This window comes from Micromonospora sp. DT62 (assembly GCF_049847285.1).
Lineage (GTDB): Bacteria > Actinomycetota > Actinomycetes > Mycobacteriales > Micromonosporaceae > Micromonospora > Micromonospora reichwaldensis.
The window spans coordinates 516,502-542,485 of record NZ_JBNCOB010000001.1 but is presented as its reverse complement, the minus strand read 5'-3'; the positions used below and the strand labels follow the sequence as shown (position 1 = coordinate 542,485).

Here is a 25,984-nt window from a genome sequence, read left to right as displayed (position 1 = left end):
CCCGCAACCGGAGTGGGCGTCGAGGGCCGTCCGGTCAGGCGGGTCGGCCCGGGAACGGCACCGTCAGCGGGGTGATCCCGGCCGTCCGTCGCCAGCGGGTGGCCCGTACGGCGTACTCGACCAGGGCGGCCAGGGCTTTGTCCCGGTCGGCGCCGCTGGTGGCCGGCACCACCGCCCGCCAGAACGCGGCCGTGCGCTCCTCCACCTCGGCGGCCAGCCGCAGCGCGCTCGGCCGGTCGGTGACCGGGAACGGCAGCGTGTAGCCGGCCCGGTCCGGCGGCACGTTCCCGCCGCCGGTGCTCAACTGCACGATCAGGTCGTCGCGGCGGCGCCGGTGCGCGGCCTCCGCCTCCCTCGCGGCGGTCCGGGCGGCGCCGGTGAGGCGTACCCCGATGGGCCCGTACGCCCAGATCGCGGCGTACTCGGCGGAGAGCGCCGCGCCCAGCGCCCCGGCCGGCCCCGGCGGTGTCGGCGCGGTCACCTCAGCGCCTCCACGTGCGTGGCCCGGGCGGCGGCGATCGAGGCGAGCAGCGCGGCCCGCTCCGCCGGCGCCGCCGCGCAGGCCCGGGTCGCCGCCTCCCGGGCGGCGCGTTCGTCCTCGCGCAGCGCGGCCCGTGCCGCCGTCTGGTCGCCCGGCGCGGCGGGCGACCCGGCGGCGGACGCCGAGGGCAGCGGTACGCCGATGAGCCGGGCCAGTTCGGCCGCGTGCGCGCGGTGCGCCTCGGCGATCGGCGTGAGCAGGCCGGCGAGCGCGGGGTACGCGGCGGCGGCGTCCCGGTGCCCGGCGGCGAGCCGGAGCGACTCGTCGAGCAGGGGCGTGAGCGGATCCGGCCCGGGGGCGGGGTCGTCGTCGCGGTCGAGGAGGCCGCAGCCGGTCAGCGGCGCCGCCGCTCCGCCGAGCGCCAGGAGTGCCCCGGCGCGTAGCACCTTTCGCCGGGAATGCCCGGTTGTCTCGCCGCGTCGTGTCGTTCTGCCCGTCCCCACCGGACAAGTCAACACCATCACCGGCCGTACGTGGGCGACCGGCGTCGGTGCGCCGCCCGGCCCGCCGCGCGGCAGGCGCGTTACGCTCTGCGCAGCCGCCGGCGCGTCAGCTCCGGTGGCGTACCGGCATGGCGGCCGACCGGGTGCCGTCGATCAGCAGGAGGGTGCGGAGATGACGCAGCGTGGCCGTGCCACGAGGCCGACGGGTCCGGCGGGGAGACCCCGACGCGCCGACGCCCCACGGGGCGGGGAGCGTGCCGGCGGCCCGCGCGGCGACCTCGCCGCCCGGCGGGCCCGACTGCGTGAGGTGATCGAGCCGGTGGTTGCCGGCGCCGGTTACGACCTGGAGGAACTCTCCGTGTCCCGGGCCGGCCGGCGGCACGTCGTGCAGGTGATCGTGGACGCCGACGGCGGGATCAACCTGGATGCCGTCGCCGAGGTCTCCCGGGCCGTCTCCGCGGCCCTCGACGCGGCCGAGGAGGCCTCCGGCGACCTCGTCGCCGGGGAGTACCAGCTGGAGGTCAGCTCCCCCGGCGTGGACCGGCCGCTCACCCTGCCCCGGCACTGGCGGCGCAACGTCGGCCGGCTGGTGAAGGTGACCGCCCGCGGCGCGGGCGCCCCCTCCGGCCAGCGGGCCGAGCAGCCCACCGGCGACCGGCAGGTCACCGGCCGGGTGGTCGAGGCCGACGACGAGCGCGTGGTGCTGGAGACCGACGCCGGCCGCGCCGCGTGGACGTACGCAGAGCTCGGCCCCGGCCGGGTGCAGGTCGAGTTCCACCGCCTCGACGAGATCGAGGAGACGGACGAACCCGACGACATGGACGACACCGACGACTTCGACGACGAAGATGATGTGGAGGACGAGGAGAGGTGAACATCGACCTCGCGGCGCTGCGCGCACTCGAGCGCGAGCGGGAGATCCCGTTCGACACGATCCTCGCGGCGATCGAGACCGCGCTGCTGACCGCCTACCGGCACACCGAGGGGGCGGAGTCGCACGCCCGGGTGGAGATCGACCGCAAGTCCGGCGCGGCCCTGGTCTACGCGCAGGAGCTGGACGACGACGGCACCGTCGTACGGGAGTGGGACGACACCCCGCACGACTTCGGGCGGATCGCCGCCATGACGGCCAAGCAGGTGATCCTCCAGCGACTGCGGGAGGCCACCGACGAGGTGCACTTCGGCGAGTACGTGGGCCGCGAGGGTGACCTGGTCACCGGCGTGGTGCAGGCGCACGAGACGCGCACCGAGAAGGGCATCGTCAGCGTCGACCTCGGCAAGCTGGAGGGCGTCCTGCCGCAGTCCGAGCAGGTGCCCGGCGAGCGCTACGCGCACGGCGAGCGGATCCGCTGCGTGGTGGTGCACGTGGCCAAGGGGATGCGCGGCCCGCAGATCACCCTCTCCCGGTCGCACCCGGCGCTGGTCAAGAAGCTCTTCGCGCTCGAGGTGCCGGAGATCGCCGACGGCACGGTCGAGATCGGCGCGATCGCACGTGAGGCGGGTCACCGTACGAAGATCGCGGTTCGCTCCACCACCCAGGGGGTCAACCCCAAGGGCGCCTGCATCGGCCCGATGGGGCAGCGGGTACGGGCCGTCATGAGCGAACTGCACGGCGAGAAGATCGACATCATCGACTGGTCGGACGACCCGGCGACATTCGTCGGCAACGCCCTGTCGCCGGCCAAGGCCCTGCGGGTCGAGGTGGTCGACCTGGCCACCCGCACCGCCCGGGTCACCGTCCCGGACTTCCAGCTCTCCCTCGCCATCGGCAGGGAGGGGCAGAACGCCCGACTTGCTGCCCGGTTGACCGGTTGGCGGATCGACATCCGGTCCGACGCCGAGCAGTCCGGGACCGCCGGCCGGGGCGGAGCTGATCACGTCCCGGAGCCGGGCGGCGCGATCTCGGGCTCCTAGGGGTAGACTTTCTCCAGTGGTACGACGCGCGCTGCCGGAACGAACCTGTGTGGGTTGCCGGCGACGTGCGCCGGCCAGCGAATTGCTGCGGATCGTCGCGGTCGGCGACGAGGCTGGTCACAGCCTTCGGCCCGATCCGGCCCGCAGGCTGCCGGGTCGGGGAGCGAACATGCACCCGGATCCGGCCTGCTTCGCGCAAGCGGTGCGGCGACGCGCTTTCGGGCGTGCGCTGCGCCTCACCGGGGTCCCCGACCACGGTGAGCTTGCGGAGCACGTCGATGCGCCAACCACTACGTCCGGTCAGCCCGACCGGGCGAGGGTCGCTAGCAGGGTAGGACGACCGACATGAGCACACGATGAAGTCCCTGAAATGACCAGGCTTCAAGTGCACGAGTGAGGTTGCTGCGGGTGCTGCCCGCACGACCTCGGAGTGAGGAGTGCAGTGGCAGGTAAGGCCCGCGTACACGAGCTTGCAAAAGAGCTCGGGGTCGAAAGCAAGACCGTTCTCGCCAAGCTCAAGGAGATGGGCGAGTTCGTGAAGTCCGCGTCCAGCACCGTCGAGGCGCCTGTCGCCCGACGGCTGCGTAGCGCATTCGTCGCCTCCGCCGGATCTCCGGCACCGGCCGCCCCACCGGCGGCCGCCCCGGCGCCGACCCCGACCCCGACCTCGACGCCCTTCCCGGCCCCCGGTGGGCCCCGGGTCTCGGCCAGGCCGATGCCGCCCCGGCGGCCGGCCGCGCCGGCGCCCGGTCCCAAGCCCAAGGGCCCGGTGCCCGGTCCGCCGCAGCCCGCGGCCCCGGTCGCCAAGCCGGCGAGTGCCCACGACATCGAGGTGGCGGCCGCCGAGGCGCGTGCCGCCGCGCTGAAGGCCGAGCAGGAGGCGGCGGTCAAGGCCGCCCAGGCCGCTCGGCAGCAGCAGCGTGAGAACGTCCGTCGGGAGCCCCCGGCGGACGGTGGCAACCGTCCCGGTCCCCGACCGGGTCCGGGTGCCATGCCGCCCCGCCCGGGTTCCCCGGCCGCCGGTCGTCCCGGCACGCCGGCGCCGGGCCCGGGTGGTCGTCCGGGTGGGCGTCCGCCGGCGCGCGGCGCCGGTAACAACCCGTTCGGCATCCAGGGCAGCCAGCAGCAGCAGCGGCCTCCGGCCGCCGGTCCGGGTGGCCCCCGGCCCAGCCCGGCCGGCATGCCGCCGCGTCCGAGCCCGGCCTCCATGCCGCCGCGTCCGAGCCCGGCCTCCATGCCGAGCCAGCGTCCCGCTACCGGTCGCCCCGGCCCCGGTGGCGCCGGTCGCGGTCCCGGTGGCGGCGCGGGTCGTCCCGGTGGCGGCGGCGCTGGCGGTGGCTTCCGCGGCGGTCCCGGTGGCGGCGGCGGTGGCGGTGGCTTCCGCGGCGGTCCCGGTGGCGGCGGCGGTGGCGGTGGCTACCGTGGCGGTCCCGGTGGCGGCGGCGGTGCGCCGGGCGGCGGTTTCCGTCCGGGTGCTCCGGCCGGCGGCGGCGGTCGTCCGGGTGGTGGCGGTCGTGGCCGTGGCGGCGGCGCCGCGGGTGCCTTCGGGCGTCCGGGTGGCCGGCCGACGCGCGGTCGCAAGTCCAAGAAGCAGCGCAGACAGGAGTTCGACAACCTGTCGGCCCCGACCATGAGCTCGGGTGCTCCCCGGGGTCAGGGTCAGGTCGTCCGGCTCTCCCGTGGCGCCTCGCTGTCGGACTTCGCCGACAAGATCAACGCCAACCCGGGTTCGCTGGTCCAGGAGATGTTCAACCTGGGCGAGATGGTCACGGCGACCCAGTCGTGCTCCGACGACACCCTGCTCCTGCTGGGTGAGCACCTCGGCTTCAACGTGCAGATCGTCAGCCCGGAGGACGAGGACCGCGAGCTGCTCGCGCAGTTCAACATCGACCTCGACGCCGAGGTCGCGGAGGACCGCCTGGTCGACCGTGCGCCGGTCGTGACCGTCATGGGTCACGTCGACCACGGTAAGACCAAGCTGCTCGACGCGATCCGCAAGGCGAACGTCGTGGCCGGCGAGGCGGGTGGCATCACCCAGCACATCGGTGCCTACCAGGTCCACGTGCCGCACGAGGGCGAGGACCGCGCGGTGACCTTCATCGACACCCCGGGTCACGAGGCGTTCACCGCCATGCGTGCCCGTGGTGCCCAGGTCACCGACATCGTGGTGCTCGTCGTCGCGGCCGACGACGGTGTCATGCCGCAGACGATCGAGGCGTTGAACCACGCCAAGGCGGCCGACGTGCCGATCGTGGTGGCGGTCAACAAGGTCGACAAGCCGGAGGCGAACCCGGACAAGGTCCGCCAGCAGCTGACCGAGTACGGCCTGGTCGCCGAGGAGTACGGCGGCGACACCATGTTCGTCAACGTGGCGGCGAAGCCGGGCATCGGCATCGACGAGCTGCTCGAGGCGGTCCTGCTGACCGCCGACGCGTCGCTGGAGCTGACCGCTCCGATCGACGGGCCGGCGCAGGGTGTGGCCATCGAGGCGCACCTGGACAAGGGCCGCGGTGCGGTGGCGACGGTGCTGGTGCAGAAGGGCACCCTGCGGGCGGGCGACTCCATCGTCGCCGGTGGGGCGCACGGCCGGGTCCGGGCGATGCTCGACGAGAACGGCAACCAGGTCGCCGAGGCAGGTCCGGCCCGTCCGGTCCTGGTGCTCGGTCTGACCGCGGTGCCCGGTGCCGGCGACACGTTCCTGGCGGCCGAGGACGACCGCACGGTGCGCCAGATCGCCGAGCAGCGGCAGGCACGGCGGCGGGCGGCGTCGTTCGCCAACTCCCGCGGCCGGGCCACCCTCGAGACGCTCATGGAGCAGCTCAAGGAGGGCGAGAAGACCTCGCTCAACCTGGTGCTCAAGGGCGACGTCTCCGGTTCCGTGGAGGCCCTCGAGGACGCGCTGTTCAACCTCGACATCCCGGAGGAGGTCCAGCTCAGGATCATCCACCGGGGCGTGGGCGCGATCACCGAGAGCGACGTCATGCTCGCGAGCGCGTCGTCCGAGCCGGTCACGATCATCGGTTTCAACGTGCGGGCCGCCAACAAGGTCCGCGAGATCGCCGACCGCGAGGCTGTGGAGATCCGGTACTACACCGTGATCTACCAGGCCATCGAGGAGATCGAGGCCGCGCTCAAGGGCCTGCTCAAGCCGGAGTACGAGGAGGTCGAGCTGGGCACCGCGGAGATCCGCGACGTCTTCCGCTCGTCCAAGATCGGCAACATCTCCGGTTGCATCGTCCGGTCGGGCATCATCCGGCGCAACGCCAAGGCACGCCTGCTGCGGGACGGGTCGGTGGTGGCGGACAACCTCACCGTCAGCTCGCTCAAGCGGTTCAAGGACGACGCCACGGAGGTGCGCGAGGGCTTCGAGTGTGGTCTGACCCTGGGTGGTTACAACAACGTCCAGGTCGGCGACGTCATCGAGACCTTCGAGATGCGGGAGAAGGTTCGCGCCTGATCCGCTGAACCACTGATCGAGGGGTTTGCGCCGAAAGGCGTAAACCCCTTGATCATGTGGGGGGTCGTGCGGGTATCGTCCGGGGCGATGTTCACCGGAACCGCGGTCTTCGACCTGCTGCTGCCGGGCGACTCCCGGTCGCTCAAGGCCAAGAGATCATACGTACGGCCGATCGTGGCGGCGCTGCGCCGTTTCGAGGTCTCGGCCGCCGAAGTGGGAGCGCTCGACCTGCACGGTCGGGCCGAGATCTCCGTGGCCGTGGTGGCCGCCGAGGCGTCGCACGTCCGCGAGGTGCTGGACTCCTGCGAGCGCCTGGTGGCCGGCCGGCCGGAGACCGAGTTGCTCTCGGTGCGCCGGCGGCTGTACGGCGAAGAGGACTGACCCGGCGGCGCCTGTCCGCCGGGTGGCCGGGACGGTGCCGGCGGCGCGCGGTGCGGGTGGCCGCGCGGGTAGTGTTTCGAGTTGTTGGGCCGTCGGCTCCGGGGCGCTCCGCGTCGCCGGGCGGCGGCCGGGAGCGGGACGCCGTGGAGGTGGCGAAGATGTCGGATCCGGCCAAGGTACGCCGGCACGCGGAGCGGGTGCGTGAACTGGTGGCGTCGGTGGTGCGTAGCCAGATCAAGGATCCCCGGCTCGGCATGATCACCATTACCGACGCCCGGATCACCGCCGACCTGCGCGACGCGACCGTCTTCTACACGGTGCTCGGCGACGCGGCGGCCCAGGCGGGCACGGCGGCGGCGCTGGAGAGCGCCAAGGGCATGTTGCGCAGCACCGTCGGCAAGGCGCTCGGGCTGCGGCACTCGCCGACGCTGACCTTCGTCCTGGACGACGTGCAGGATCAGGTCAAGCACATCGACGACCTGCTCGCCCAGGCCCGCAACGCCGACGCCGAGGTGCAGCGCATCGCCGCCCGGGCCGAGTACGCGGGCGAGCCCCAGCCGTACCGGCTGGACGAGGACGAGGACGCCGACGAGGCGCGCGACGCCGACGAGGACGCCGACGAGACCCCGCCCCCGGGCGGGGATCCGCGGTGACGGAGCCCTCCAGCGGCATGACCGGTGGCGCCCTCGCCGAGGCGCCGCCACCGGTCGACTCCGGCCCGACCGAGGCGGACTGGGCCGCCGCCGTCGCGGCCGTGCGGGACCTGCCGCCGGACGGGCGGGTGCTGCTCATCTGCCACGTCAACCCGGACGGGGACGCGCTGGGCAGCATGCTCGGTTTCGGGCTCGGGCTGCGTCGGCTGGGTGTACGGCGGATGCAGGCGACCTTCCCCGGCCCGCCGGAGGTGCCGGAGCCGTTCCGGGGGCTGCCCGGGCTCGACCTGCTGGTGCCGGCGACCGAGGCGTACCCGGACCCGGATCTGGTGATCTGCTTCGACGCGGCCAGCGAGTCACGCCTCGGTGACCTGGTCGACCGGCTGGAGACCGCCGGCGCCGCGCTGGTGCTCGACCATCACGCGTCGAACACCCGCTTCGGCCGGATCAACCTGGTGGACCCGCACGCGGCGGCCACCTCGGTGGTCGCCGACGGCCTGCTGGCCCGGCTCGGCGTCCCGCTGGACGCCGGGATCGCGGAGTGTCTCTACGTCGCCCTGAGCACCGACACCGGCTCGTTCCGGTACGAGGCGACCACCCCGGCGGTGCACCAGCTGGCGGCCCGCCTGGTGGCGACCGGCATCCGGCCCGGTGACATCTCCCGCCGGATCTTCGACACCCGGCCGTTCGGCGCCGTCCGCCTCTTCGGCGAGGTGCTCGGCCGGGCCCGTCTGGAACCCGCCGGGGCCGCCGGGCACGGTCTGGTGTGGACGTACGCGACCCAGGACGACCTGGCCCGGCACGACCAGCGCCCGTACGTGCTGGAGGCGCTGATCGACTCGGTCCGGTGCACTGCCGAGGCCGACGTGAGCTGCGTGGTCAAGCAGACGCCGACCGGCGACTGGGCGGTGTCGATGCGCAGCAAGGGCGCGGTCGACGTCAGCCGGGTGGCGGTCGCGCTGGGCGGCGGTGGGCACCGCTTCGCCGCCGGCTTCACCGGTTCGGGGACGGTCGACGAGGTCGTCGACCGGATCCGCGCGGAGCTCGACGGCGCGCTGACCGGCGCCGGCCGGCTCTGATCCGGAAGGGCCCGGCACTCCGAAGATCAGGGAGAGCTCGGGGAGTGTCCGTCTTCCCGGTTGCGGCGAGTACGGGGAGAATCGCGGGATGGAACAGCCCCACGACCTCACCGTCGAGGCGCCCCGCGCCTGGGACCGTCCCGCCGTCACCGTGCCGGTGCTCGTCTGCCTCTCGCTGGTCGGCGGCCGGTTCCCGTCCTTCTCGACCGAGGCCAATCTCTGGACCCTCGGCACCGGCGGGGTGCTGATCTGGTTGGGCCTGAGCAACCGGGTGCCCCGGCGGCCCGCGCCACGCCGGCTGGGCACCCCGGCCGCCTGGTGGGCCCTGCCTGTGGTGGTCTTCGGGGTCTTCGAGGGGACCACGTTCGTGCTGGCGGCGGGGGACGACTTTCCCACCTTCTCAAGGCTGGCCGATCCGCTGCTGGAGGACCAGTTGGTCCGCTCGGCGGTCTGGCTGGGCTGGCTGTCGGCGTTCTGGGGGCTGGTGCGGCGATGATGCGGACGCTGGCCATCGGGGGCTTCCTGGCATCCCTGGTGCTCTTCGCCGCCGTGGAGTGGGTGGCCCGCCGCGAGGGCTCGCGGATCCCCACGATCGGCGAGGTCTGCGCCTACGTGATGCGCTACGAGGTGGGCCCGGTGCCGGTCGGCCGGATCGGCCTGTTCGGCTTCTGGTGGTGGCTGGGCTGGCACTTCCTGGCCCGCTGACCGCGCGTACCGCATCCCGTCGGGGACCCGTGACGCGCCGGCTCCGCACGGACATGAGTCCAAATCGCGGGAACACCGGGCAGCATGTGGAACTGAACGATAGCTTGGGAATCGGCCGGCGTCGTGTGGCGGCGCTGGCCGTGGGCGGTGTCGCCACACCCGGTGGCGCCTCCCTCCAGGGTCGGACCGACCCGGGCTCTCGCTGCCCACAGCCGCTCCGGTGACCCCGGACCGCTGCCGGGCGCGCAGCACGACCGCCCGTGAGGGCTGCCGCCGGTCGGCGGCCCACGCCCTGGAAGGGGACCACCATGCCGAGCAAGCCCAAGCCGCAGACCACCGACGAGGCCCGCGAGCAGATGCGCCGCGCGCTGCAGACGTCCATGGACACCCGTCAGTGACCGACGCCGATCGGCGGTGACGCCGCCGGCGTCCCGCGCCGACAGCGTCACCGCCCATCCGGCCCCGGGCTCCGGTCGTGGCCGTCCGCCGGCCCCGGCCGTGAGTGACTCTCCGCCCGGACCACGATCGACGCCGAGTTCCTCCGGTACGTGTGGCGCTGTCCCCGCCGGTCCCGTCCTCGGCCGCTCACCGAGATCGCCACGCACGCGCCAGCGCTCCCGGCGGCCCGGCTCCGCAGCCGCGCCCAGTCGCGCCGCTGGCGCGACTCCCCGCCCCCGGCCTGAGCATCCGCGTCTCCCGGCACGGGCATCTGCGTCTCCCGGCCTGAGCATCCAAGTCTCCCGGCCTGAGCATCCAAGTCTCCCGGCCTGAGCGTCCGCGTCTCCGGCATGGGCGTCCAGTCTCCCGGCCTGGCGCCGACCGTGGTCCGCGACGCCCAACCGGATCGGCTGCACCGTCTGCGAAGTCGTCTCGGCAGGCGGCCGAAAGCTGCGGGTACGGGGACTGGACGCGGTCGACGGCACACCGGTCCTCGACGTCAAGCCGGTGATGCGGCAGTTCCTCCCGGGAGGTGCCCGGCAACCGGAGTGGATCGACCGCCTGATGGCGGAGTACTTCGGCGGCCAGCCCGAGCCGCCGACGGGCACCGAAACCCCGGGGCAGGCCGGGACGGTGCTGCGCTAGGGTGCGGGCATGAGGCCGTTCCAGGGCGTTCTGCCCCCGCCGCGCTCCTGACCGGAGCGCCCCACCACCGGTCGCGTCCCCGCGTGCGGCGACTGCGGCCGGTCCTCCGCACGGCGGCCCGCCTGACCGGGGCCGCAGAACCCAGGTGGTAACGCCCGCCTCTTCTTCGTCGTGCGTGCGCTCCGACAGACGTCGTCCCCTGTCAGCGTCTCGATCCGCCCTGGAGCGCACCCGTGTCCCGAAGGTCTCTGCCCGGCCCCTCCGCGTCCCCGTCCATTCCGCACCCGCGCCGCGGCCCGGCCGGCGTACGCCGAGGGCTGCTGTACGTCACCGGCGCCGCCGTGCTCTGGGGCACCACCGGCGTCGCCGTGCAGCTCGTCCGCGAGTCCACCACGCTCACCCCGACGGCCATCGGGTTCCACCGTCTCGCCATCGGCGCGCTGGTGCTGGTCGCCCTGCTCGCGCGCCGCCTCGGGCCGGTGCTCGCGGCGCTGCGGTCGGAACCGGTCGCCCTCGTCGGCGTCGGGATCGGGCTCGGGGGCTACCAGGCGTTGTACTTCCTCGCCGTCGCGTCGGGCGGCGTCGGGGTGGCCACCGTGGTCAGCCTGGGGCTCGCCCCGGTCCTCATCTTCGGCTGGGAGTCGCTGCGCGCGCGGCGGCTGCCCGGGCGGACGATGCTGGGTGCCCTGGTGGCGGGCGTCCTCGGCCTCGTGCTGATCACGGTGTCGGTCGGGGAGCCGGGCACGACCGCGCCGCGCCCGCTGCTCGGGCTGCTCGCGGCGTTCGGCTCGGGGGTGGGCTACGCCGCCAGCACGGTGCTGAGCCGGCACGCCGCACAGCGCGTCGCGCCGATGACGCTCACCACCGTGTCGGCGGCGGTCGGCGCGTTGGCGCTGGCCCCGATCGCGCTGGCCGAGGGGGTCGGCGTCCCGGCCCGGCTCGCGCCGATCGGCCTGCTGCTCCACCTCGGGGTGGTCACCACGGCGGCGGCGTACGCCCTGTTCTACGCCGGGTTGCGCAGCATCACCGGCAGCGCCGCCGCGCTGGCCACCCTGGCGGAGCCGCTCACCGCCGTGCTGCTCGCGGGCTGGATCGTGGGTGAGTCGCTGCCCGTGCCGGTGCTCGTCGGGGGAGTGCTCCTGCTCGGTGCGGTGACCGTCGTCCACCTCTCTCCCGGTAAGTAACCATGCTGCTTGCGATCCTTACCTGGCCGTGCCAGGATCGGCGGCGATGAGTCCTACCGTCGTCGCCGATCCCCTGGCCGCCGCGCCGCGCCGGATCGCCGCGCTGGCCCTGCCGGCGCTGGTGGTGCTGGCCGCCGAACCGATCTACGTGCTCGTGGACACGGCGGTGGTGGGGCACCTCGGCCGGGTGCCGCTGGCCGCCCTCGCCGTCGGCGGCACGGTGCTGACGCTCATCGCCTGGCTCGGCACCGTGGTCGCGTACGGCACCACGGGGCGGTCGGCCCGACGGTTCGGGGCGGGCGACCGGGCGTCCGCCGTCGCCGAGGGCGTGCAGGCGTCCTGGTTGGCCCTCGGGGTGGGGGTGCTGGTCGCGCTCGGCATGCAGGTCGGCGGCGGGGCGTTGGCGCGTACCCTCGCCGGAGGCCCCGGCGAGGTGGCCGACGCCGCCGCGCAGTGGCTGCGGGTCGCGGCGCTCGGCGCGCCCGGGCTGCTGCTCGCCGCCGCCGGCAACGGCTGGCTGCGCGGCGTGCAGGACATGCGCCGCCCGCTGATGTTCGTGCTCGGCCCGAACGTGCTCTCCGCCGTGCTCTGCCCGTTGCTGGTCTACCCGGCCGGGCTCGGACTGGTCGGCTCCGCCGTGGCCAACGTGATCGCGCAGAGCATCGGCGGGGTGCTCTTCGCCGGGGCGCTGGTCGCCGAACGGGTCTCCCTGCGCCCCCGCCCGCGGCTGATCGGGCAGCAGTTGGCGCTCAGCCGGGACCTGCTGATCCGGGGCGTCGCGTTCCAGGCCAGCTTCCTCTCCGCCACCGCCGTCGCCGCCCGCTTCGGGGCCGCCGCCGTCGGCGCGCACCAGATCGCCCTGCAACTGTGGTTCTTCACCGCCCTGGTGCTCGACGCGCTCGCCATCGCCGCCCAGTCCCTGGTCGGCGCCGCCCTCGGGGCCGGCGAGGACGCCGCGGCCCGGGCCCTGGCCCACCGGATCGGGCTGCTCGGCGGCGTCTGCGGCGTGGCGTTCGCCGTGCTCGTCGCCGCCGGCGCCGGCGTGGTCCCCGGCTGGTTCAGCTCCGATCCGCAGGTACGCGAGCAGGCCATGCTCGCCTGGCCGTGGTTCGTGGCGATGCTGCCGCTGGCCGGTGTCGTGTTCGCCCTCGACGGCGTGCTGATCGGCGCGGGGGACGTCCGCTACCTGCGCAACCTCACCCTCCTGGCCGCGCTCGGCGGCTTCCTGCCCGCCATCTGGCTGGCGTACGGGCTCGACCTCGGCCTCGGCGGCATCTGGGCGGGCCTCACGCTCTTCGTGGTGCTCCGGCTGGTGGCCCTGCTGCTGCGGCTGCGCTCCGGAGCCTGGGCCGTGGTCGGCGCGGTGCGCTGAGCCTCAGCACCTCGAGGTGGACGCCATCGGGACGGCCAGGTCGAAGAAGTCGCCCGGATCACCGCCCGGCACGCGAGGGCCGTGCAGGTCCGGCAGCCACTGCATCACGTTCACCCAGCCGTCGCGCAGCCAGGCACAGTCGGCGTTCCAGGTGACGGCTTTCGCGGACGCCAACCAGAGCCCTCGGGACGACGCCGGAACGTCCTTCGGGTGCGGCACCTGCCAGACCACCCGGTCCCGGACCGCCACCAGGCCGGCGCCGGCCGGCGCCCGGCGCATCACGTCGAACGGGTACGCCCAGACGAACTCGGTGGTCACCTCCAGCAGGCGGACTCCGGCCACCGTCCTGGCGCGGTAGCTGATCCGTCCCTGCGCGCGGATGTCGTACTCCCAGTCCGCCTGGGATCCGATCCTCGTGGCGACGTGCAGGAAACGGGCGTTGTCGAAGTGCGGCCGCATCTCCGCGCGGGAGTCTGGCGCCAGCACGCCGAGGAAGGGTTCGGTGTCGCCGACCAGCATCGCGGTCTCCAGCCGGCTCTCGATGAGCGCCTTCCGTACCGAGTCGAGCGCGGCGCGTACCTGGACCTTGTCGAACGGGCCCTGGGCGGTGGCCGCCGGCAGGACGATCGCCTTCTCCCGGAGGGCGAAGGACGCCGCCGGAGTGCCGGCGAAGAGATCGCGTGGGGTGCCGACGGCGCTGATCGGCTCGGGCGTCGCGCTCGCGCCCGCGCTCGGTGCGACGGCCGCCGTGCGACGCCAGTCGGCCACCTGGACGACCATCCACCCGGCCACGACGATCGTCAGCAGCGCCAGTGCGAACGCGAAGCCGACCGCCAGCGGGCCGTTGTGCCGCGCCTGGAAGAAGCGCACCCGGTCCAGCCCGGTCGGCTGGTGTTCCGGGCCCCTCGACCGCATCCAGTCGGGCAGCCGCACCGTCGACCCGGGCGTGGTGGTCGTGCGCGCGTCGTGTGTCGGGTGTCATGAGTGCTCCGGTCCAGGTCAGCAGGTGTCTGCGACGTCCAGCGAACGATCGGGGTCGAACACCGCGTCCGGGTCCTCCGTGTCGACCGGAAGGCCGTAGCTCGGGGCGCCGAGATCCAGCAGACCCTTGTCGAACGACGCGCAGTCCATGTTGGAGGCGTACGAGTCCGCCTGCATCAGCCAGAGCCCGACGCCTGCCTTCGCGACGTCGTCGGGATGCGGCACGTGCCAGACGACGGTGTCGTGAACGACCACCACACCGGCACCCGGAGTGGGGTCGAGGGTGCGGAACGCGTACGCCCAGACGAAGTTGGTGGTGATCTCCAGCACCCGGATGCCGTCGCTGTCCCGGGTCGCCCGGTAGGTGACCCGTCCCTTGACCCGGGGTTGGTCGGCGGTCAGCCGGGCACCCGGGGCCAGCCGGGTCGCGTACGTGGCGAAGGAGTCGTCGCGGAAGTCGGCTCGCAAATTCGACCGGGTCGCGGGGGCGAACATCCGCACGAACCGGTCCAGCTCGCCGCCGGCCAGGAACTTCCGGTCCAGCCGGGCGAGCAGCATCGCCGCGCGGACGTCCGCGAGGGCCGCCGCAACCTCGGTGGCGCTGAACACACCCGTCCGCCGGGCGGGCGGCAGCGTGATCCCGGCCGCCCCCTTGGCGAAGGCCGCCGCCGGGGTGCCCGCGAAGTTGTCGGCGCGCGATGCGGGCTTCGTGTCGCTCGTCGCGGAGACGCCCGGCGGCGGGCTGGTCGTCGGGTGGCTGCGCGGCGGCTCCCCGGCCCGTCGCCACAGGTCGAACCATCCCACGCCGAGCAGGAGTACGAGGACCAGTCCGCCCCCGACCACGGCGGTGACCGCCCGGGTGTGCTCCTCCCAGAACAGGCGGAGCCGCTCCAGGGCGCCGACCGGATGCACCTCGCCCGGCTGGCGCAGCCACTCCGGAACCTGCCCCGGCTCGGCGTCGGACGCCAGGGGAGCCGGCCGGCTCGGCGGGGATGGCTCGCCCACCGGTGGGGGACTGGTCATCGGCATGTCCTTGGTGAACGGTCCGTCGAGGGCGCATGATCTTCGCACCCGGCCCGCCCGGGACGTGATCCCGTACGCCCCCGCCGCCGTGATCCCGCCCGAGTGGCTGACGGCACATCGCCCGACCATCGGAGGCGGCCTCCACCGCCACGCGGGCGGCGAGCGGCTCCGGCGGCGGACGTACGGCGGCGGCGGGGCCTCCGGCCCGGTCTGGCAGGCTTGGGTGTCGTGAGCACAGACGGTCTGATCGTGGTCGACAAGCCCGGCGGCATGACGTCGCACGACGTGGTGGCGCGCATCCGCCGGTTGGCGCGCACCCGCCGGGTGGGGCACGGCGGCACCCTCGACCCGATGGCCACCGGCGTCCTGGTGATCGGGGTCGGCCGGGCCACCCGCCTGCTCACCTACGTGATCGGCGCGCACAAGAGCTACACGGCCACCGTCCGGCTCGGCCAGGCCACCGTCACCGACGACGCCGAGGGCGACGTGATCGCCACCACCCAGGCCGGCCAGGTCACCGACGAGGCGATCCGGGCGGCCCTGGCCGCGCAGGCCGGGGAGATCGACCAGGTGCCGAGCGCGGTCAGCGCCATCAAGGTCGACGGGCAGCGGGCGTACAAGCGGGTGCGCGAGGGGGAGAGCGTCGAGCTGCCCGCCCGCCGGGTCACCGTGTCCCGGCTGGAGCTGCTGGCGGTACGCCGCGACGCGCCCGACGTGGTCGACGTGGACATCGACGTGACCTGCTCCTCCGGCACGTACATCCGGGCGATCGCCCGCGACGCGGGCCTGGCGCTCGGGGTGGGCGGGCACCTGACGGCGCTGCGCCGTACCGCCGTCGGGAACTTCGCCCTCGCGGAGGCCGCCACCCTCGACCAGCTGGAGCAGCGCGCCCCCGAGGTGGTGAACCTGCCGCTGGCGGCGGCGGCCGACCGGTTCTTCCCGCGCCGCGACGCCGGCGCCGACGAGGCGAAGGTGCTCTCCCACGGCGGTCCGCTCGACCCGGTGGGAATCCCCGGCCCCTACGCGGTCTTCGGCCCCGACGGCGGGCTGATCGCTATCGTCAGCGAGCGGGACGGCCGGGCCCGCGCGGAGATCGTGCTCGCCCCCGCCTGACGGGAGCGAGGGACGGCGGCCGGTGCGGGCCGCCGCGGAGGCAGGGGAGGAGCGGCATGCAGCGGTGGCGGGGGTACGACGCGGCGCCCGGCGGCTGGGGGCGGTCGGTCGTCACCATCGGCGTCTTCGACGGTGTGCACAAGGGACACCAGGCGACCATCGGGCACGCCGTGTCCCGGGCCCGCGAGCTGGGCGTGCAGTCGGTGGTGGTCACCTTCGACCCGCACCCGGCCGAGGTGGTGCGCCCCGGTTCGCACCCGGCGGTGCTCACCGAGACCGCCCGCAAGGCCGAGCTGATCGAGGCGCTCGGCGTGGACGTGCTCTGCGTGGTGCCGTTCACCCCGGAGTTCTCCCGACTGCCCGCCGAGGCGTTCGTGCACGACATCCTGGTCGAGCACCTGCACGCCGCGCTGGTCGTGGTGGGCGACAACTTCCGCTTCGGGCACAAGGCCGCCGGCGACGTGGCGCTGCTGGAGCGGCTCGGGCGCACCTTCGGCTTCGCCGTGGAGGGCGCCCCGCTGGTCGCCGAGGCGGGCACGGTCTACTCCTCCACGTACATCCGCTCCTGCGTCGACGCGGGGGACGTGACGGCGGCGGCCGCCGCGCTCGGCCGCCCGCACCGGGTGGAGGGCGTGGTGGTACGCGGCGACCAGCGCGGCCGCGAGCTGGGCTTCCCCACCGCCAACCTGCTCTGCCACCGGTACGCGGCGGTGCCCGCCGACGGCGTCTACGCCGCCCGGCTGGTGCGCCGGGGCCACGCCGAGCCCCTGGCGGCGGCGGTGTCGGTGGGCACCAACCCGACCTTCTCCGGCCGGGAGCGGCGGGTGGAGGCGTACGTGCTCGACTTCACCGGCGACCTCTACGGGGAGCGGCTGGCGCTGGACTTCGTGGCGCACCTGCGCGGGCAGATCCGCTACGACGCGATCGAGCCGTTGATCGCCCAGATGAACCAGGACGTCGAGCGGACCCGGCGCGTGCTCGGCTGACCGCGTCGCGGCCCTTGACAGGCCGCCGCCCGGCAGGGCTGGTAGTCTGGCGGGGACGTCGGCTGACCGACGTGGGGCCTCGCGTGCCTGCACGACGCCGCGGGTGCGAGGTACCGGTCCGTTTCCGGTCCACTGACCGAGCCGACGGACATCATCGAACAACCCACGAAACAGGGAGAACATGGCGCTCGACCAGGAAGCCAAGGCCAAGATCCGCGCGGAGTACGCGACCGCCGACGGCGACACCGGTTCGCCGGAGGTGCAGGTCGCGGTCCTCACCAAGCGGATCGCCGAGCTGACGGAGCACCTGAAGGTGCACAAGCACGACCACCACAGCCGCCGTGGGCTGCTGCTGCTGGTCGGCCGCCGCCGTCGGCTGCTCAACTACGTCCAGAAGAAGGACATCAACCGCTACCGGTCGCTCATCGAGCGGCTCGGTCTGCGCCGGTGACGTGACGGGGGAGTGGCCCGACCGGGCCGCTCCCCCGCTTCGCCGCCACACGAAAACCGGGCCGCGCGACCACCTGAAAAGGGAGCCGGTCAGCGTACCGGTCTCCGGTAGTGGCCCCCGGGCACCCCGGCATTCCGCCGGCCACCCCGGGCGCTTCGATCGAAGACCGGCCGTCTGAGCAGCTCCCCGCGTCGTGGGCCCCTGATGCGAAGGAGCACGACAGCACCATGACCGAGACCAACCTCGGCACCGAATCCCGCACCGCCGTGATCGACAACGGGTCCTTCGGCACCCGTGAGATCACCTTCTCCACCGGCCGGCTGGCCCGTCAGGCCGCCGGCTCCGTCGTCGCCCAGCTCGGCGAGACGGTCGTCCTCTCCGCCACCACCGCCGGCAAGCAGCCGAAGGAGCAGTTCGACTTCTTCCCGCTGACCGTCGACGTCGAGGAGCGGATGTACGCCGCGGGCCGCATCCCCGGCTCGTTCTTCCGCCGCGAGGGCCGCCCCAGCGAGGACGCGATCCTCACCTGCCGGCTGATCGACCGGCCGCTGCGCCCGTCCTTCGTCAAGGGCCTGCGCAACGAGGTCCAGGTCGTCGAGACCATCCTCGCGCTCGACCCGCAGCACCCGTACGACGTGGTGGCGATCAACGCCGCCTCGATGTCGACCAAGCTCTCCGGCCTGCCGTTCTCCGGCCCGATCGGGGCGACCCGGGTCGCGCACATCGACGGCCAGTGGGTCGCCTTCCCGACCCTGGAGGAGCTGGCCCGGGCCACCTTCGACATGGTCGTGGCCGGCCGCTCGCTGCCGGACGGCGACGTCGCGATCATGATGGTCGAGGCCGAGGCGACGCCGAACGCCGTGGCCCTGATCGCGGGCGGCGCGACCGCGCCGACCGAGGAGATCGTGGCCAGCGGCCTGGAGGCCGCGAAGCCGGCGATCCGCGAGCTGTGCCGCGCGCAGGCCGAGCTGGCCGAGGTGGCCGCCAAGCCCGTCGCCGAGTTCCCGGTCTTCCTCGACTACCAGGACGACGTCTACGAGGCGGTGGCCGACCTGGCCCGCGCCGAGGTCGCCGAGGCTCTCCAGATCGCCGGCAAGGCCGACCGCGAGGAGGCCCTCGACCGGATCAAGGCCAAGGTCGCCGAGGAGCTCGGCGGTCGCTTCGAGGGCCGCGAGAAGGAGCTCAGTGCCGCCTTCCGGTCGCTCACCAAGTCCGAGGTGCGCAACCGGGTGCTGCGCGAGCAGGTCCGCATCGACGGCCGCGGCCCGCGCGACATCCGCCCGCTGACCGCCGAGGTCGGCGTGCTGCCCCGGGTGCACGGCTCGGCGCTGTTCGAGCGTGGCGAGACCCAGATCCTGGGCGTCACCACGCTGAACATGCTGCGCATGGAGCAGATGGTGGACACCCTGTCCCCGGAGAACCGCAAGCGCTACATGCACAACTACAACTTCCCGCCGTACTCGACCGGTGAGACCGGCCGGGTCGGCTCGCCGAAGCGGCGCGAGATCGGCCACGGCGCGCTCGCCGAGCGGGCGCTGATCCCGGTGCTGCCGTCGCGCGAGGAGTTCCCGTACGCCATCCGGCAGGTCTCCGAGGCGCTCAGCTCCAACGGCTCCACCTCGATGGGTTCGGTCTGCGCCTCGACGCTGGCCCTGCTCTCCGCCGGTGTGCCGCTGAAGGCGCCGGTGGCCGGCATCGCCATGGGGCTCATCTCGGACGAGGTGGACGGCAAGACCCAGTACGTGACGCTGACGGACATCCTCGGCGCCGAGGACGCGTTCGGTGACATGGACTTCAAGGTCGCCGGCACGCCGGAGTTCGTCACCGCGCTCCAGCTCGACACCAAGCTCAACGGCATCCCGTCGGACGTGCTGGCCGCCGCGCTGCAGCAGGCGTACGAGGCCCGGCAGACCATCCTCGGCGTGATGCAGGCGGCGATCGAGGCCCCGGCCGAGATGTCGGAGTACGCCCCGCGGGTCACCACCGTCAAGATCCCGGTCGACAAGATCGGCATGGTGATCGGCCCGAAGGGGCAGACCATCAACGCGATCCAGGACGAGACCGGCGCCGAGATCTCCATCGAGGACGACGGCACGATCTACGTCGGCGCCACCAACGGCCCGTCGGCCCAGGCTGCGGTGGACCGGATCAACGGCATCGCCAACCCGACGCTGCCGAAGGCCGGGGAGCGCTTCCTCGGCACGGTGGTCAAGACCGCCGCGTTCGGCGCGTTCATCTCGCTGCTGCCGGGCCGCGACGGCCTGCTGCACATCTCCAAGGTGGGCGACGGCAAGCGGGTCGAGAAGGTCGAGGACTTCCTCAACGTCGGCGACCGGGTCGAGGTCGAGATCGCGGACATCGACGCCCGCGGCAAGATCTACCTGGACAAGGTCCGCCCGGAGGGCGCCGAGGCGCCGGCCGCCGGCGAGGCCGCTGGCGGCGAGCGTCCGGCCGGCCGGGACCGGGACGACCGGGCTCCGCGCGACCGGGGCGACCGTGAGCGCGGCGGCGACCGGGGCGGTCGTGGCCCGGGCGGCGGCGAGGGCGGCGGCGAGCGCGCCGAGGGCGGCGGCGAGGGCGGCGAGCGTCCGCGCCGCCGTACCCGGCGCAGCTGACGCACCGCACCATCGCATCACCCACCCCTCGTCGATCTGGGAGCAACACGTGAGTCGGGCCGTCAGCGCGCCGTTTCCGCCGGATCGACGGGGGGTGGCGTCCCTCCCGGGCCCCGCAGGGGCCTCGCACCGGGGCACCGGGACGGCCCGCTCCGGCGGCGCCTCCCGGGCGGTGACCCGCACCATCAGCGACGACCCGCTGGGCGGCACGGTACGGCGTACCGTGCTGCCCAGCGGGCTGCGCGTGCTCACCGAGGCGATCCCGGCGATGCGCAGCGTCTCGTTCGGCGTCTGGGTCGCGGTCGGCTCGCGCGACGAGACCGGCCCGCAGGCCGGCGCGGCGCACTTCCTGGAGCACCTGCTCTTCAAAGGCACCAACAAGCGCAGCGCGCTGGAGATCTCCGCGGAGATCGAGGCGGTGGGCGGCGAGACCAACGCCTTCACCACCAAGGAATACACCTGCTACTACGCCCGCGTGCTGGACGAGGACCTGCCGCTGGCCATCGACGTCATGTGCGACGCGGTCGCCGACTCGCTGCTCCAGCCGGCCGACGTGGAGACCGAGCGGGGCGTGATCCTCGAAGAGATCGCCATGCACGACGACGAGCCCGGCGACGAGGTGCACGACCTCATCGCCCGGGCCGCCTACGGCGACCACCCGCTGGGTCGGCTGATCTCCGGCACCGAGGAGACCGTCACGCCGATGACCCGGCGGCAGATCCAGGGCTTCTACCGCCGCCACTACACCCCGCCGCGGATCGTCGTCGCCGCCGCCGGCAACCTCGACCACGCCACGGTGGTCAAGCTGGTCCGCCAGGCGCTGCGTGGCACCCCGCTGGACACCGACCCGGCGACGCCCGCGCCGCACCGGTCGGCCACCCCGGCCGTGCGCACGAAGCCCGCCACCACCCTGGTGGAGCCGAAGGAGACCGAGCAGGCGCACGTCATCCTCGGCTGCCCCGGCATCGACCGGCTCGACGAACGGCGCTTCGCGCTCGGCGTGCTCAACAACATCCTCGGCGGCGGCATGTCGAGCCGGCTGTTCCAGGAGATCCGTGAGCGGCGTGGCCTCGCCTACTCGGTCTACTCCTACGCCAGCCAGTACGCCGACAGCGGCCTCTTCGCCGTCTACGCCGGCTGCGCCCCGGGCAAGGTCGACGAGGTGCTGGCGCTGACCCGGGCCGAACTGGCCCGGGTGGCCGCCGACGGCCTGACCGAGGCCGAGGTGGCCCGCGGCAAGGGGATGAGCAAGGGCTCGTTCGTGCTGGGGCTGGAGGACACGGGCTCGCGGATGAGCAGGCTGGCCAAGGGTGAGCTGCTCTACGGCCACCTGATGCCGGTCGACGAGTTGCTCGGCCGGGTCGACGCGGTCACCGTGGCCGACGTCAACACCCTGGCCGCCGAGCTGCTGAGCCGGCCGATGTCGCTGGCCGTGGTCGGCCCGTTCGGCGCGAACGACTTCGCCTCCCGCTGACCCGTCCCGCACTCCTGCCCGGTGCCCGGCCCGCCCGGATGCCCACGTCCCGGCCGCTGACGGTCCGCCCGGATGTGCGCGTCCCGATTGGGATAGGTTGTGCCCCGTGACTGACGAGCAGGAGAAGAGCCCGGACGAGCTGATCCGGGTCGGCGTGCTGGGCGCCCGGGGCCGGATGGGCGTCGAGGTGTGCCGGGCCGTGGACGCCGCCGCCGACATGGAGCTGGTGGCCATGGTCGACCAGGGCGACGGCCTGTTCGCCGCGTCCGACGCCGGGGCCGAGGTGGTCGTCGACTTCACCACCCCCGACGTCGTCATGGACCACCTGCACTGGTGCATCGACCAGGGCATCAACGCGGTGGTCGGCACCACCGGCTTCACCGAGCAGCGGCTGGAGCGGGTGCGCGGCTGGCTGGCCCACAAGCCCGGGGTGGGCGTGGTGATCGCCCCCAACTTCGGCATCGGCGCGGTGCTGATGATGCAGTTCGCCGCCCGCGCCGCCCGGCACTTCGAGTCGGTCGAGATCGTCGAGCAGCACCATCCCCGCAAGCTGGACGCCCCCAGCGGCACCGCCACGCACACCGCGCGCCTGGTCGCGGCCGCCCGCGCCGAGGCCGGGCTCGGCCCAATGCCGGACGCCACCTCCGACGAGGTCGCGGGCGCCCGGGGCGCCGACATCGACGGGGTACGCGTGCACGCCGTGCGCGCCACCGGCCTCGTCGCCCACCAGGAGGTGCTCTTCGGCACCGTGGGGGAGACGCTGACCATCCGGCACGACTCGTACGACCGGGTCTCGTTCATGCCCGGCGTGCTGCTGGCCGTCCGCGCGGTCCGGACCCGGCCCGGGCTGACCGTCGGCCTGGACGCCCTGCTCGACTGACGGGCAAACCCTTTGCGGCGCATCCGGGCGGTCCCTAGGATGCCCGGATGATCAATTCTGGGCTCTCCGACCGGGCCGGGCGTCAGGTGACCCTGCGCCCGGTGGACGACGACAACTGGCGGGCGGTGGCCGACGTCGCCCCGCGCGACGACCAGCGCGGGTGGGTGGCGGCGCTGGCCGCCCGCTACCTGCTGCTGACCATGCGCTCCGACGTGTGGACCTCACTGGCGGTGTACGCGGACGAGACCGTCGTCGGGCACGTCATGTGGGGCGTCGACGACGACGGGTCCCGCTGGATCGGCGGCATGGTGGTCGACGCTGCCGAACAGGAGCGGGGCGTCGGTCGGGCGGCCGTGCGCACCCTGGCCGCGTGGCTGGGCGGCCAGGACGGCGGTCACCCCGTCCGGCTCTCCTACCACCCCGACAACGCCCAGGCCGCCCGCCTCTACACGAGCCTCGGCTTCGTGCCCACCGGGGCGATGGAGGACGACGAACTGGTCGTCGAGCTCCTGCCGCCCGCCCAGGACTCGCCGGGCGCCTGACCGGGGTCAGCCTTCCTCGATCACCGACATGATGTTGCCGGCCGGGTCGGTGAACCACGCGATCGTCGGCCCGTTGCCGCGCATGACGCCCTTGTCGTCCTGGGGCATCCCGGGGTAGTGCGCGAACCGCACCCCACGCGCGGTCAGCTCGTCGACGGCCCGGTCGACGTCGTCGACGGGGAAGTTGAGCACCGTGTGGGCCGCGGGGGTGTGGTCCGCCTTCGGGTAGACCATCACGTCCCGGCCCCCGGCGAGGTGCAGCGTCAGCAGGCCGCCCATCGCGTCGTCCCGCGACACCCGCAGGCCGAGCGTGTCGGCGTAGAACCCTTCGGCCCGGCCGGGGTCGTCCACCGAGAAACTGCTCCACGCCATCGTGTCCGCGAACATGCCCGATGCCTCGCTCTCGTGGACGCCGCCACCGCGACCATGGGGTCACGGTAGGCGACACCCCCGACAGTGTCCGGCGGATCGCCGGCACCGGCGGGCCGGGGAGCGCGAATCGGTGCGATCCGGGCGCGGGAACGTCCGCCAATGCGGTCCGGTCCGGGGACGCCCGGCCCGGTGCGGTCCGGGCCCGGGACGCCCGGCGCGGTCAGTCCCCGGGCGTCGCCGGTGTCGGCGACGACGCACCCGGCGTCAGGTCCGGGAGCGTCGCCTCGGTGGGCGTCGCGTCCGCCGGATCCGCCTCCCCCGGCACCGCCACGTGCAGGCGCACCTGCGGGACGAGCATGTCCTCCACGTCCAGCGCGCGGGCCGCGCCGTCGGGCTCCCAGCCGGTGCTGGTGAGGAACTTCCGGGTCGCCGCGTCGCCGTCGAAGGCCCAGGCCAGCGCGCGGGTGAACCCGTCGGCACGCCACAGGTCGACGGTCGCGGCGAGCAGCCGGCTGCCGTGCCCCCGCCGGCCCCAGCGCGGCTCCACCAGCAGGTCCGTCACCGCGGCGACGTCCGGCCCGAGGACCTCCGCCGGCTCACCCGGGGCGAGCGCCTCGGCGTCGGCCGGACCGGAGGCGGCGAACCCCACCAGATAGGATTGCTCGGCCTGTTCGACGGCGACCAGCACCCGGTGGGCGCCGGAGGGCGGCTCCTGCACGGCCGCGCTCCACCGCCTGGCGAGCCACGCCTCGTCCAGGTTGTCGAGCACGTGCCGGGGCAGGATCCGACGATAGGCGACCCGCCAGGTCGCGAGTTGGATGCGTGCGATCTCGCCGGCGTCTTCCGGACGCGCCGGGCGGACGTACCCGAGAGCCATGGGACGGAAGCCTACGCAGGGCGATGGAGGCGATGGTGGCGCAGGGTCCCCGACGGACGATCCAGCAGGTCGTCGGCGTCGTCGCGCTCGCCGTCGCGGTGACCGCCTTCCTGTCCGTGGCGGCCGTCCGGCACGGCTTCTTCGACCTCAAGGTCTACTACGGCGCGCTGACCTGGTGGGTGCACGACGGCGGGGAGATCTACGACTTCCTCAAGCCCGGCACCCAGTACGGCTTCACGTACCCGCCCTTCGCCGCCCTGGTCATGCTGCCGATGGCGTACCTGCCGTGGTGGGCGGCGATCGCGGTGAGCGTGGCCGCCAGCGTGGTGGTCACCGCCGTGCTGTTCTGGTGGCTGATCGACCCGGTCTCCCGCCGCTCCGGCTGGACCCGCTGGTTCGCCCTCGCCGTGGCGCTCTGCCTGGCCGCCGCGTACGAGCCGATGCGCGAGACGGTCAACTTCGGCCAGGTCAACATGCTGCTGCTCTTCCTGGTCGCGATCGACCTGCTCCGGCTGCTGCCGGCCGGCAACCGCTGGGCGGGCGTGGGCATCGGGCTGGCCACCGCGATCAAGCTGACCCCGGGCATCTTCATCGTCTACCTGCTGGTCACCCGCCGCTGGCGGGCCGCGGTCACCTCGATGGCCACCGCGGCCAGTGTGACCCTGCTGGCCGCCGCGCTCTTCCCCGACGCCTCGCGGGAGTTCTGGACGGAGGCGCTGTGGAACACCGGCCGGGTCGGTGAGCTGGCGTTCGTCTCCAACCAGTCGCTGCGCGGCGTGGTCGCCCGGCTCAACCCGGAACACCCGAGCACCCTGGCCTGGCTGGCGCTGGTGCTCGCCACGCTGGCGCTGTGGGCCTGGCGCTCCCGCGCCGCCGTGGCCGCCGGTGACGAGGCCACCGGCCTGGCGCTGACGGGCGCGGTGATGTGCCTGGTCAGCCCGGTCACCTGGGTGCACCACCTGGTCTGGCTGCTGCCCGCGCTCATCCTGCTCGTGGACAACGGGATGGCCGCGCCCGCCGGCAGCCGTCGGCGCCGTGTCCTGCTGGGCGCCGCGATCGTCGGGTACGGCTTCCTGATCAGCCGGATCGTCTGGGCCTGGGAGAAGGACTTCACCGGGCTCGACGGCTTCCTCGGCAGCAACACCTACGTCTGGATCAGCCTGGCGCTGCTGGCGTTCCTGCCCATCCGCCACTGGGGCGACCCGGGCCGGAACAACCGCCGTCGGGCGACGCCGGCCGGGTCAGCCGCCGAGGCGGCCGGCGTACCGCAGCTCGACCAGCCCGACCGGCGGTCGCCCGCCGGCCAGCGGCACCGGATAGGTCGACCGCTCACCGTCCGGTGACAGCCCGGCCCGCTCGTAGAACCGGCGGGCCCGGTGGTTGGCCTCCAGGACCCAGAGCCGGTAGTCCGACCAGCCCCGGGCGACCAGCCCGTCGCGCGCCGCGGCCAGCAGCGCCCGCGCCGTGCCGTCGCCCCAGCGGGTCGGCTCGACGTACATCGCCACCACCTCGCCGTGCGCGGCGTCGAGGTCGCCACGGTCCTGGTTGTTGCGGTACGGGCCGAACGTGGTGAACCCGGCCAGCGTCCCGTCGACCTCGGCGAGCAGGGTGGTGAACGGGTGCTCCGGGTCGGCGGTGCCGAGGTCCCGGCGGCGCTGCGCCCAGGCCGTGACGTTGAGCCGCCGCAGCACCTCCTCGGGCATGATCCCGGCGTAGCCGGCCTGCCAGCCATGGATGTGCACCCGGGCGACCGCCTCGGCGTCGTCGGGCTCCTCGCGGCGGATCGTGAGCATGCGTCCGTTCTATGCCCCGGCGGGTGACGGGTCCAGCGTCCGCACCGGTGTCGTACCTGTGGATT

26 protein-coding genes and 2 pseudogenes are annotated in these 25,984 nt (G+C 73.9%); 21 read left to right on the top strand and 7 right to left on the bottom strand.

Going from position 1 to position 25,984, the window contains the following annotated elements:
• Nucleotides 1–34: 34 nt before the first annotated feature.
• Together ACPXCB_RS02435 and ACPXCB_RS02430 are read right to left on the bottom strand one after the other, a co-directional pair.
• Complete coding sequence (locus ACPXCB_RS02435; protein WP_425871743.1) at nucleotides 35–481, bottom strand: ferritin-like domain-containing protein; 447 nt, start codon at nucleotides 479–481, stop codon at nucleotides 35–37.
• Nucleotides 478–927 carry a hypothetical protein gene (locus ACPXCB_RS02430; RefSeq protein ID WP_425871740.1) on the bottom strand — a complete coding sequence of 150 codons (450 nt, stop codon included), beginning with the start codon at nucleotides 925–927 and terminating at the stop codon, nucleotides 478–480. The genes ACPXCB_RS02435 and ACPXCB_RS02430 overlap by 4 nt, the downstream gene beginning before the upstream one ends.
• A 229-nt stretch (nucleotides 928–1,156) precedes the next feature.
• On the opposite strand from ACPXCB_RS02430, the gene rimP reads away from it, so the two are divergent.
• The 13 genes and pseudogenes from rimP to ACPXCB_RS02365 all read left to right on the top strand — a co-directional run bounded on the left by rimP (nucleotide 1,157) and on the right by ACPXCB_RS02365 (nucleotide 12,812).
• Nucleotides 1,157–1,858: a ribosome maturation factor RimP gene (gene rimP / locus ACPXCB_RS02425; RefSeq protein WP_425871737.1), complete on the top strand. Its 702-nt coding sequence runs from the start codon at nucleotides 1,157–1,159 to the stop codon at nucleotides 1,856–1,858.
• Nucleotides 1,855–2,898 carry a transcription termination factor NusA gene (gene nusA / locus ACPXCB_RS02420; RefSeq protein WP_425871734.1) on the top strand — a complete coding sequence of 348 codons (1,044 nt, stop codon included), beginning with the start codon at nucleotides 1,855–1,857 and terminating at the stop codon, nucleotides 2,896–2,898. The genes rimP and nusA overlap by 4 nt, the downstream gene beginning before the upstream one ends.
• A 16-nt stretch (nucleotides 2,899–2,914) precedes the next feature.
• A complete protein-coding gene (locus ACPXCB_RS02415; RefSeq protein WP_132232814.1) occupies nucleotides 2,915–3,247 on the top strand; it encodes a YlxR family protein in 333 nt (110 codons plus the stop codon).
• Nucleotides 3,248–3,340: 93 nt separating this feature from the next.
• Complete coding sequence (gene infB / locus ACPXCB_RS02410; protein ID WP_425871731.1) at nucleotides 3,341–6,355, top strand: translation initiation factor IF-2; 3,015 nt, start codon at nucleotides 3,341–3,343, stop codon at nucleotides 6,353–6,355.
• An 87-nt stretch (nucleotides 6,356–6,442) separates the two neighbouring features.
• Nucleotides 6,443–6,736, top strand: a complete 294-nt coding sequence (locus tag ACPXCB_RS02405) for a DUF503 domain-containing protein (protein WP_425871729.1) — start codon at nucleotides 6,443–6,445, stop codon at nucleotides 6,734–6,736.
• A gap of 158 nt (nucleotides 6,737–6,894) precedes the next feature.
• Entirely contained in the window at nucleotides 6,895–7,389 is a 495-nt protein-coding gene (rbfA, locus tag ACPXCB_RS02400; RefSeq protein ID WP_425871726.1) for a 30S ribosome-binding factor RbfA, read from the top strand.
• Nucleotides 7,390–7,406: 17 nt separating this feature from the next.
• Nucleotides 7,407–8,468 carry a DHH family phosphoesterase gene (locus ACPXCB_RS02395; RefSeq protein WP_425872130.1) on the top strand — a complete coding sequence of 354 codons (1,062 nt, stop codon included), beginning with the start codon at nucleotides 7,407–7,409 and terminating at the stop codon, nucleotides 8,466–8,468.
• Nucleotides 8,469–8,556: 88 nt separating this feature from the next.
• On the top strand, nucleotides 8,557–8,964 hold the full coding sequence (locus ACPXCB_RS02390) for a hypothetical protein (RefSeq protein WP_132232822.1): 408 nt from the start codon (nucleotides 8,557–8,559) through the stop codon (nucleotides 8,962–8,964).
• Complete coding sequence (locus ACPXCB_RS02385; protein ID WP_425872128.1) at nucleotides 8,964–9,173, top strand: DUF6186 family protein; 210 nt, start codon at nucleotides 8,964–8,966, stop codon at nucleotides 9,171–9,173. The genes ACPXCB_RS02390 and ACPXCB_RS02385 overlap by 1 nt, the downstream gene beginning before the upstream one ends.
• An 843-nt stretch (nucleotides 9,174–10,016) precedes the next feature.
• Nucleotides 10,017–10,070, top strand: a pseudogene (locus ACPXCB_RS02380) (hypothetical protein); the annotation flags it as partial.
• Between the two features lie 51 nt (nucleotides 10,071–10,121).
• Entirely contained in the window at nucleotides 10,122–10,256 is a 135-nt protein-coding gene (locus ACPXCB_RS02375; protein ID WP_425871723.1) for a hypothetical protein, read from the top strand.
• A 233-nt stretch (nucleotides 10,257–10,489) separates the two neighbouring features.
• Nucleotides 10,490–11,440: a DMT family transporter gene (locus tag ACPXCB_RS02370; protein ID WP_425871720.1), complete on the top strand. Its 951-nt coding sequence runs from the start codon at nucleotides 10,490–10,492 to the stop codon at nucleotides 11,438–11,440.
• Nucleotides 11,441–11,486: 46 nt separating this feature from the next.
• Entirely contained in the window at nucleotides 11,487–12,812 is a 1,326-nt protein-coding gene (locus tag ACPXCB_RS02365) for an MATE family efflux transporter (protein WP_425871717.1), read from the top strand.
• A 3-nt stretch (nucleotides 12,813–12,815) separates the two neighbouring features.
• Here ACPXCB_RS02365 and ACPXCB_RS02360 read toward each other — a convergent pair whose 3' ends face one another.
• Together ACPXCB_RS02360 and ACPXCB_RS02355 are read right to left on the bottom strand one after the other, a co-directional pair.
• The gene (locus ACPXCB_RS02360) at nucleotides 12,816–13,745 is read right to left on the bottom strand and encodes a hypothetical protein (RefSeq protein WP_425871714.1); all 930 of its coding nucleotides are present in this window, start codon (nucleotides 13,743–13,745) and stop codon (nucleotides 12,816–12,818) included.
• A 66-nt stretch (nucleotides 13,746–13,811) separates the two neighbouring features.
• Nucleotides 13,812–14,816 (bottom strand): hypothetical protein, encoded by a 1,005-nt coding sequence (locus tag ACPXCB_RS02355; protein WP_425871711.1) that lies wholly within the window; start codon nucleotides 14,814–14,816, stop codon nucleotides 13,812–13,814.
• Between the two features lie 228 nt (nucleotides 14,817–15,044).
• Between ACPXCB_RS02355 and truB the strand changes: the two genes are divergently transcribed.
• The 7 genes from truB (at nucleotide 15,045) to ACPXCB_RS02320 (ending at nucleotide 22,877) form a co-directional block, all read left to right on the top strand.
• Nucleotides 15,045–15,929 carry a tRNA pseudouridine(55) synthase TruB gene (gene truB / locus ACPXCB_RS02350; RefSeq protein ID WP_425871708.1) on the top strand — a complete coding sequence of 295 codons (885 nt, stop codon included), beginning with the start codon at nucleotides 15,045–15,047 and terminating at the stop codon, nucleotides 15,927–15,929.
• Nucleotides 15,930–15,985: 56 nt separating this feature from the next.
• Nucleotides 15,986–16,915: a bifunctional riboflavin kinase/FAD synthetase gene (locus ACPXCB_RS02345; protein WP_132232840.1), complete on the top strand. Its 930-nt coding sequence runs from the start codon at nucleotides 15,986–15,988 to the stop codon at nucleotides 16,913–16,915.
• A gap of 181 nt (nucleotides 16,916–17,096) precedes the next feature.
• Entirely contained in the window at nucleotides 17,097–17,366 is a 270-nt protein-coding gene (rpsO, locus tag ACPXCB_RS02340; protein ID WP_121396038.1) for a 30S ribosomal protein S15, read from the top strand.
• 227 nt (nucleotides 17,367–17,593) lie between these two features.
• Nucleotides 17,594–19,981: a polyribonucleotide nucleotidyltransferase gene (locus ACPXCB_RS02335; RefSeq protein ID WP_425871705.1), complete on the top strand. Its 2,388-nt coding sequence runs from the start codon at nucleotides 17,594–17,596 to the stop codon at nucleotides 19,979–19,981.
• A 49-nt stretch (nucleotides 19,982–20,030) separates the two neighbouring features.
• Nucleotides 20,031–21,455 carry a M16 family metallopeptidase gene (locus ACPXCB_RS02330; RefSeq protein WP_425871702.1) on the top strand — a complete coding sequence of 475 codons (1,425 nt, stop codon included), beginning with the start codon at nucleotides 20,031–20,033 and terminating at the stop codon, nucleotides 21,453–21,455.
• A 106-nt stretch (nucleotides 21,456–21,561) separates the two neighbouring features.
• Nucleotides 21,562–22,335, top strand: a complete 774-nt coding sequence (gene dapB / locus ACPXCB_RS02325) for a 4-hydroxy-tetrahydrodipicolinate reductase (protein WP_425871699.1) — start codon at nucleotides 21,562–21,564, stop codon at nucleotides 22,333–22,335.
• Nucleotides 22,336–22,382: 47 nt separating this feature from the next.
• The gene (locus ACPXCB_RS02320) at nucleotides 22,383–22,877 is read left to right on the top strand and encodes a GNAT family N-acetyltransferase (protein ID WP_425871696.1); all 495 of its coding nucleotides are present in this window, start codon (nucleotides 22,383–22,385) and stop codon (nucleotides 22,875–22,877) included.
• Nucleotides 22,878–22,883: 6 nt separating this feature from the next.
• Here the strand turns inward: ACPXCB_RS02320 and ACPXCB_RS02315 are convergent, their stop codons facing one another.
• Both ACPXCB_RS02315 and ACPXCB_RS02310 read right to left on the bottom strand, forming a co-directional pair.
• Nucleotides 22,884–23,264 (bottom strand): VOC family protein, encoded by a 381-nt coding sequence (locus ACPXCB_RS02315; RefSeq protein WP_425871693.1) that lies wholly within the window; start codon nucleotides 23,262–23,264, stop codon nucleotides 22,884–22,886.
• A gap of 289 nt (nucleotides 23,265–23,553) precedes the next feature.
• Nucleotides 23,554–24,126 (bottom strand): annotated as a pseudogene (locus tag ACPXCB_RS02310) (GNAT family N-acetyltransferase); the annotation flags it as partial.
• Between the two features lie 35 nt (nucleotides 24,127–24,161).
• Between ACPXCB_RS02310 and ACPXCB_RS02305 the strand changes: the two are divergent.
• Nucleotides 24,162–25,469, top strand: a complete 1,308-nt coding sequence (locus ACPXCB_RS02305; RefSeq protein WP_425872126.1) for a glycosyltransferase 87 family protein — start codon at nucleotides 24,162–24,164, stop codon at nucleotides 25,467–25,469.
• On the opposite strand, the gene ACPXCB_RS02300 is transcribed toward ACPXCB_RS02305, so the two are convergent.
• Entirely contained in the window at nucleotides 25,368–25,919 is a 552-nt protein-coding gene (locus tag ACPXCB_RS02300) for a GNAT family N-acetyltransferase (protein ID WP_425871690.1), read from the bottom strand. The two genes, ACPXCB_RS02305 and ACPXCB_RS02300, sit on opposite strands and share 102 nt — an antisense overlap.
• Between the last annotated feature and the right edge of the window lie 65 nt (nucleotides 25,920–25,984).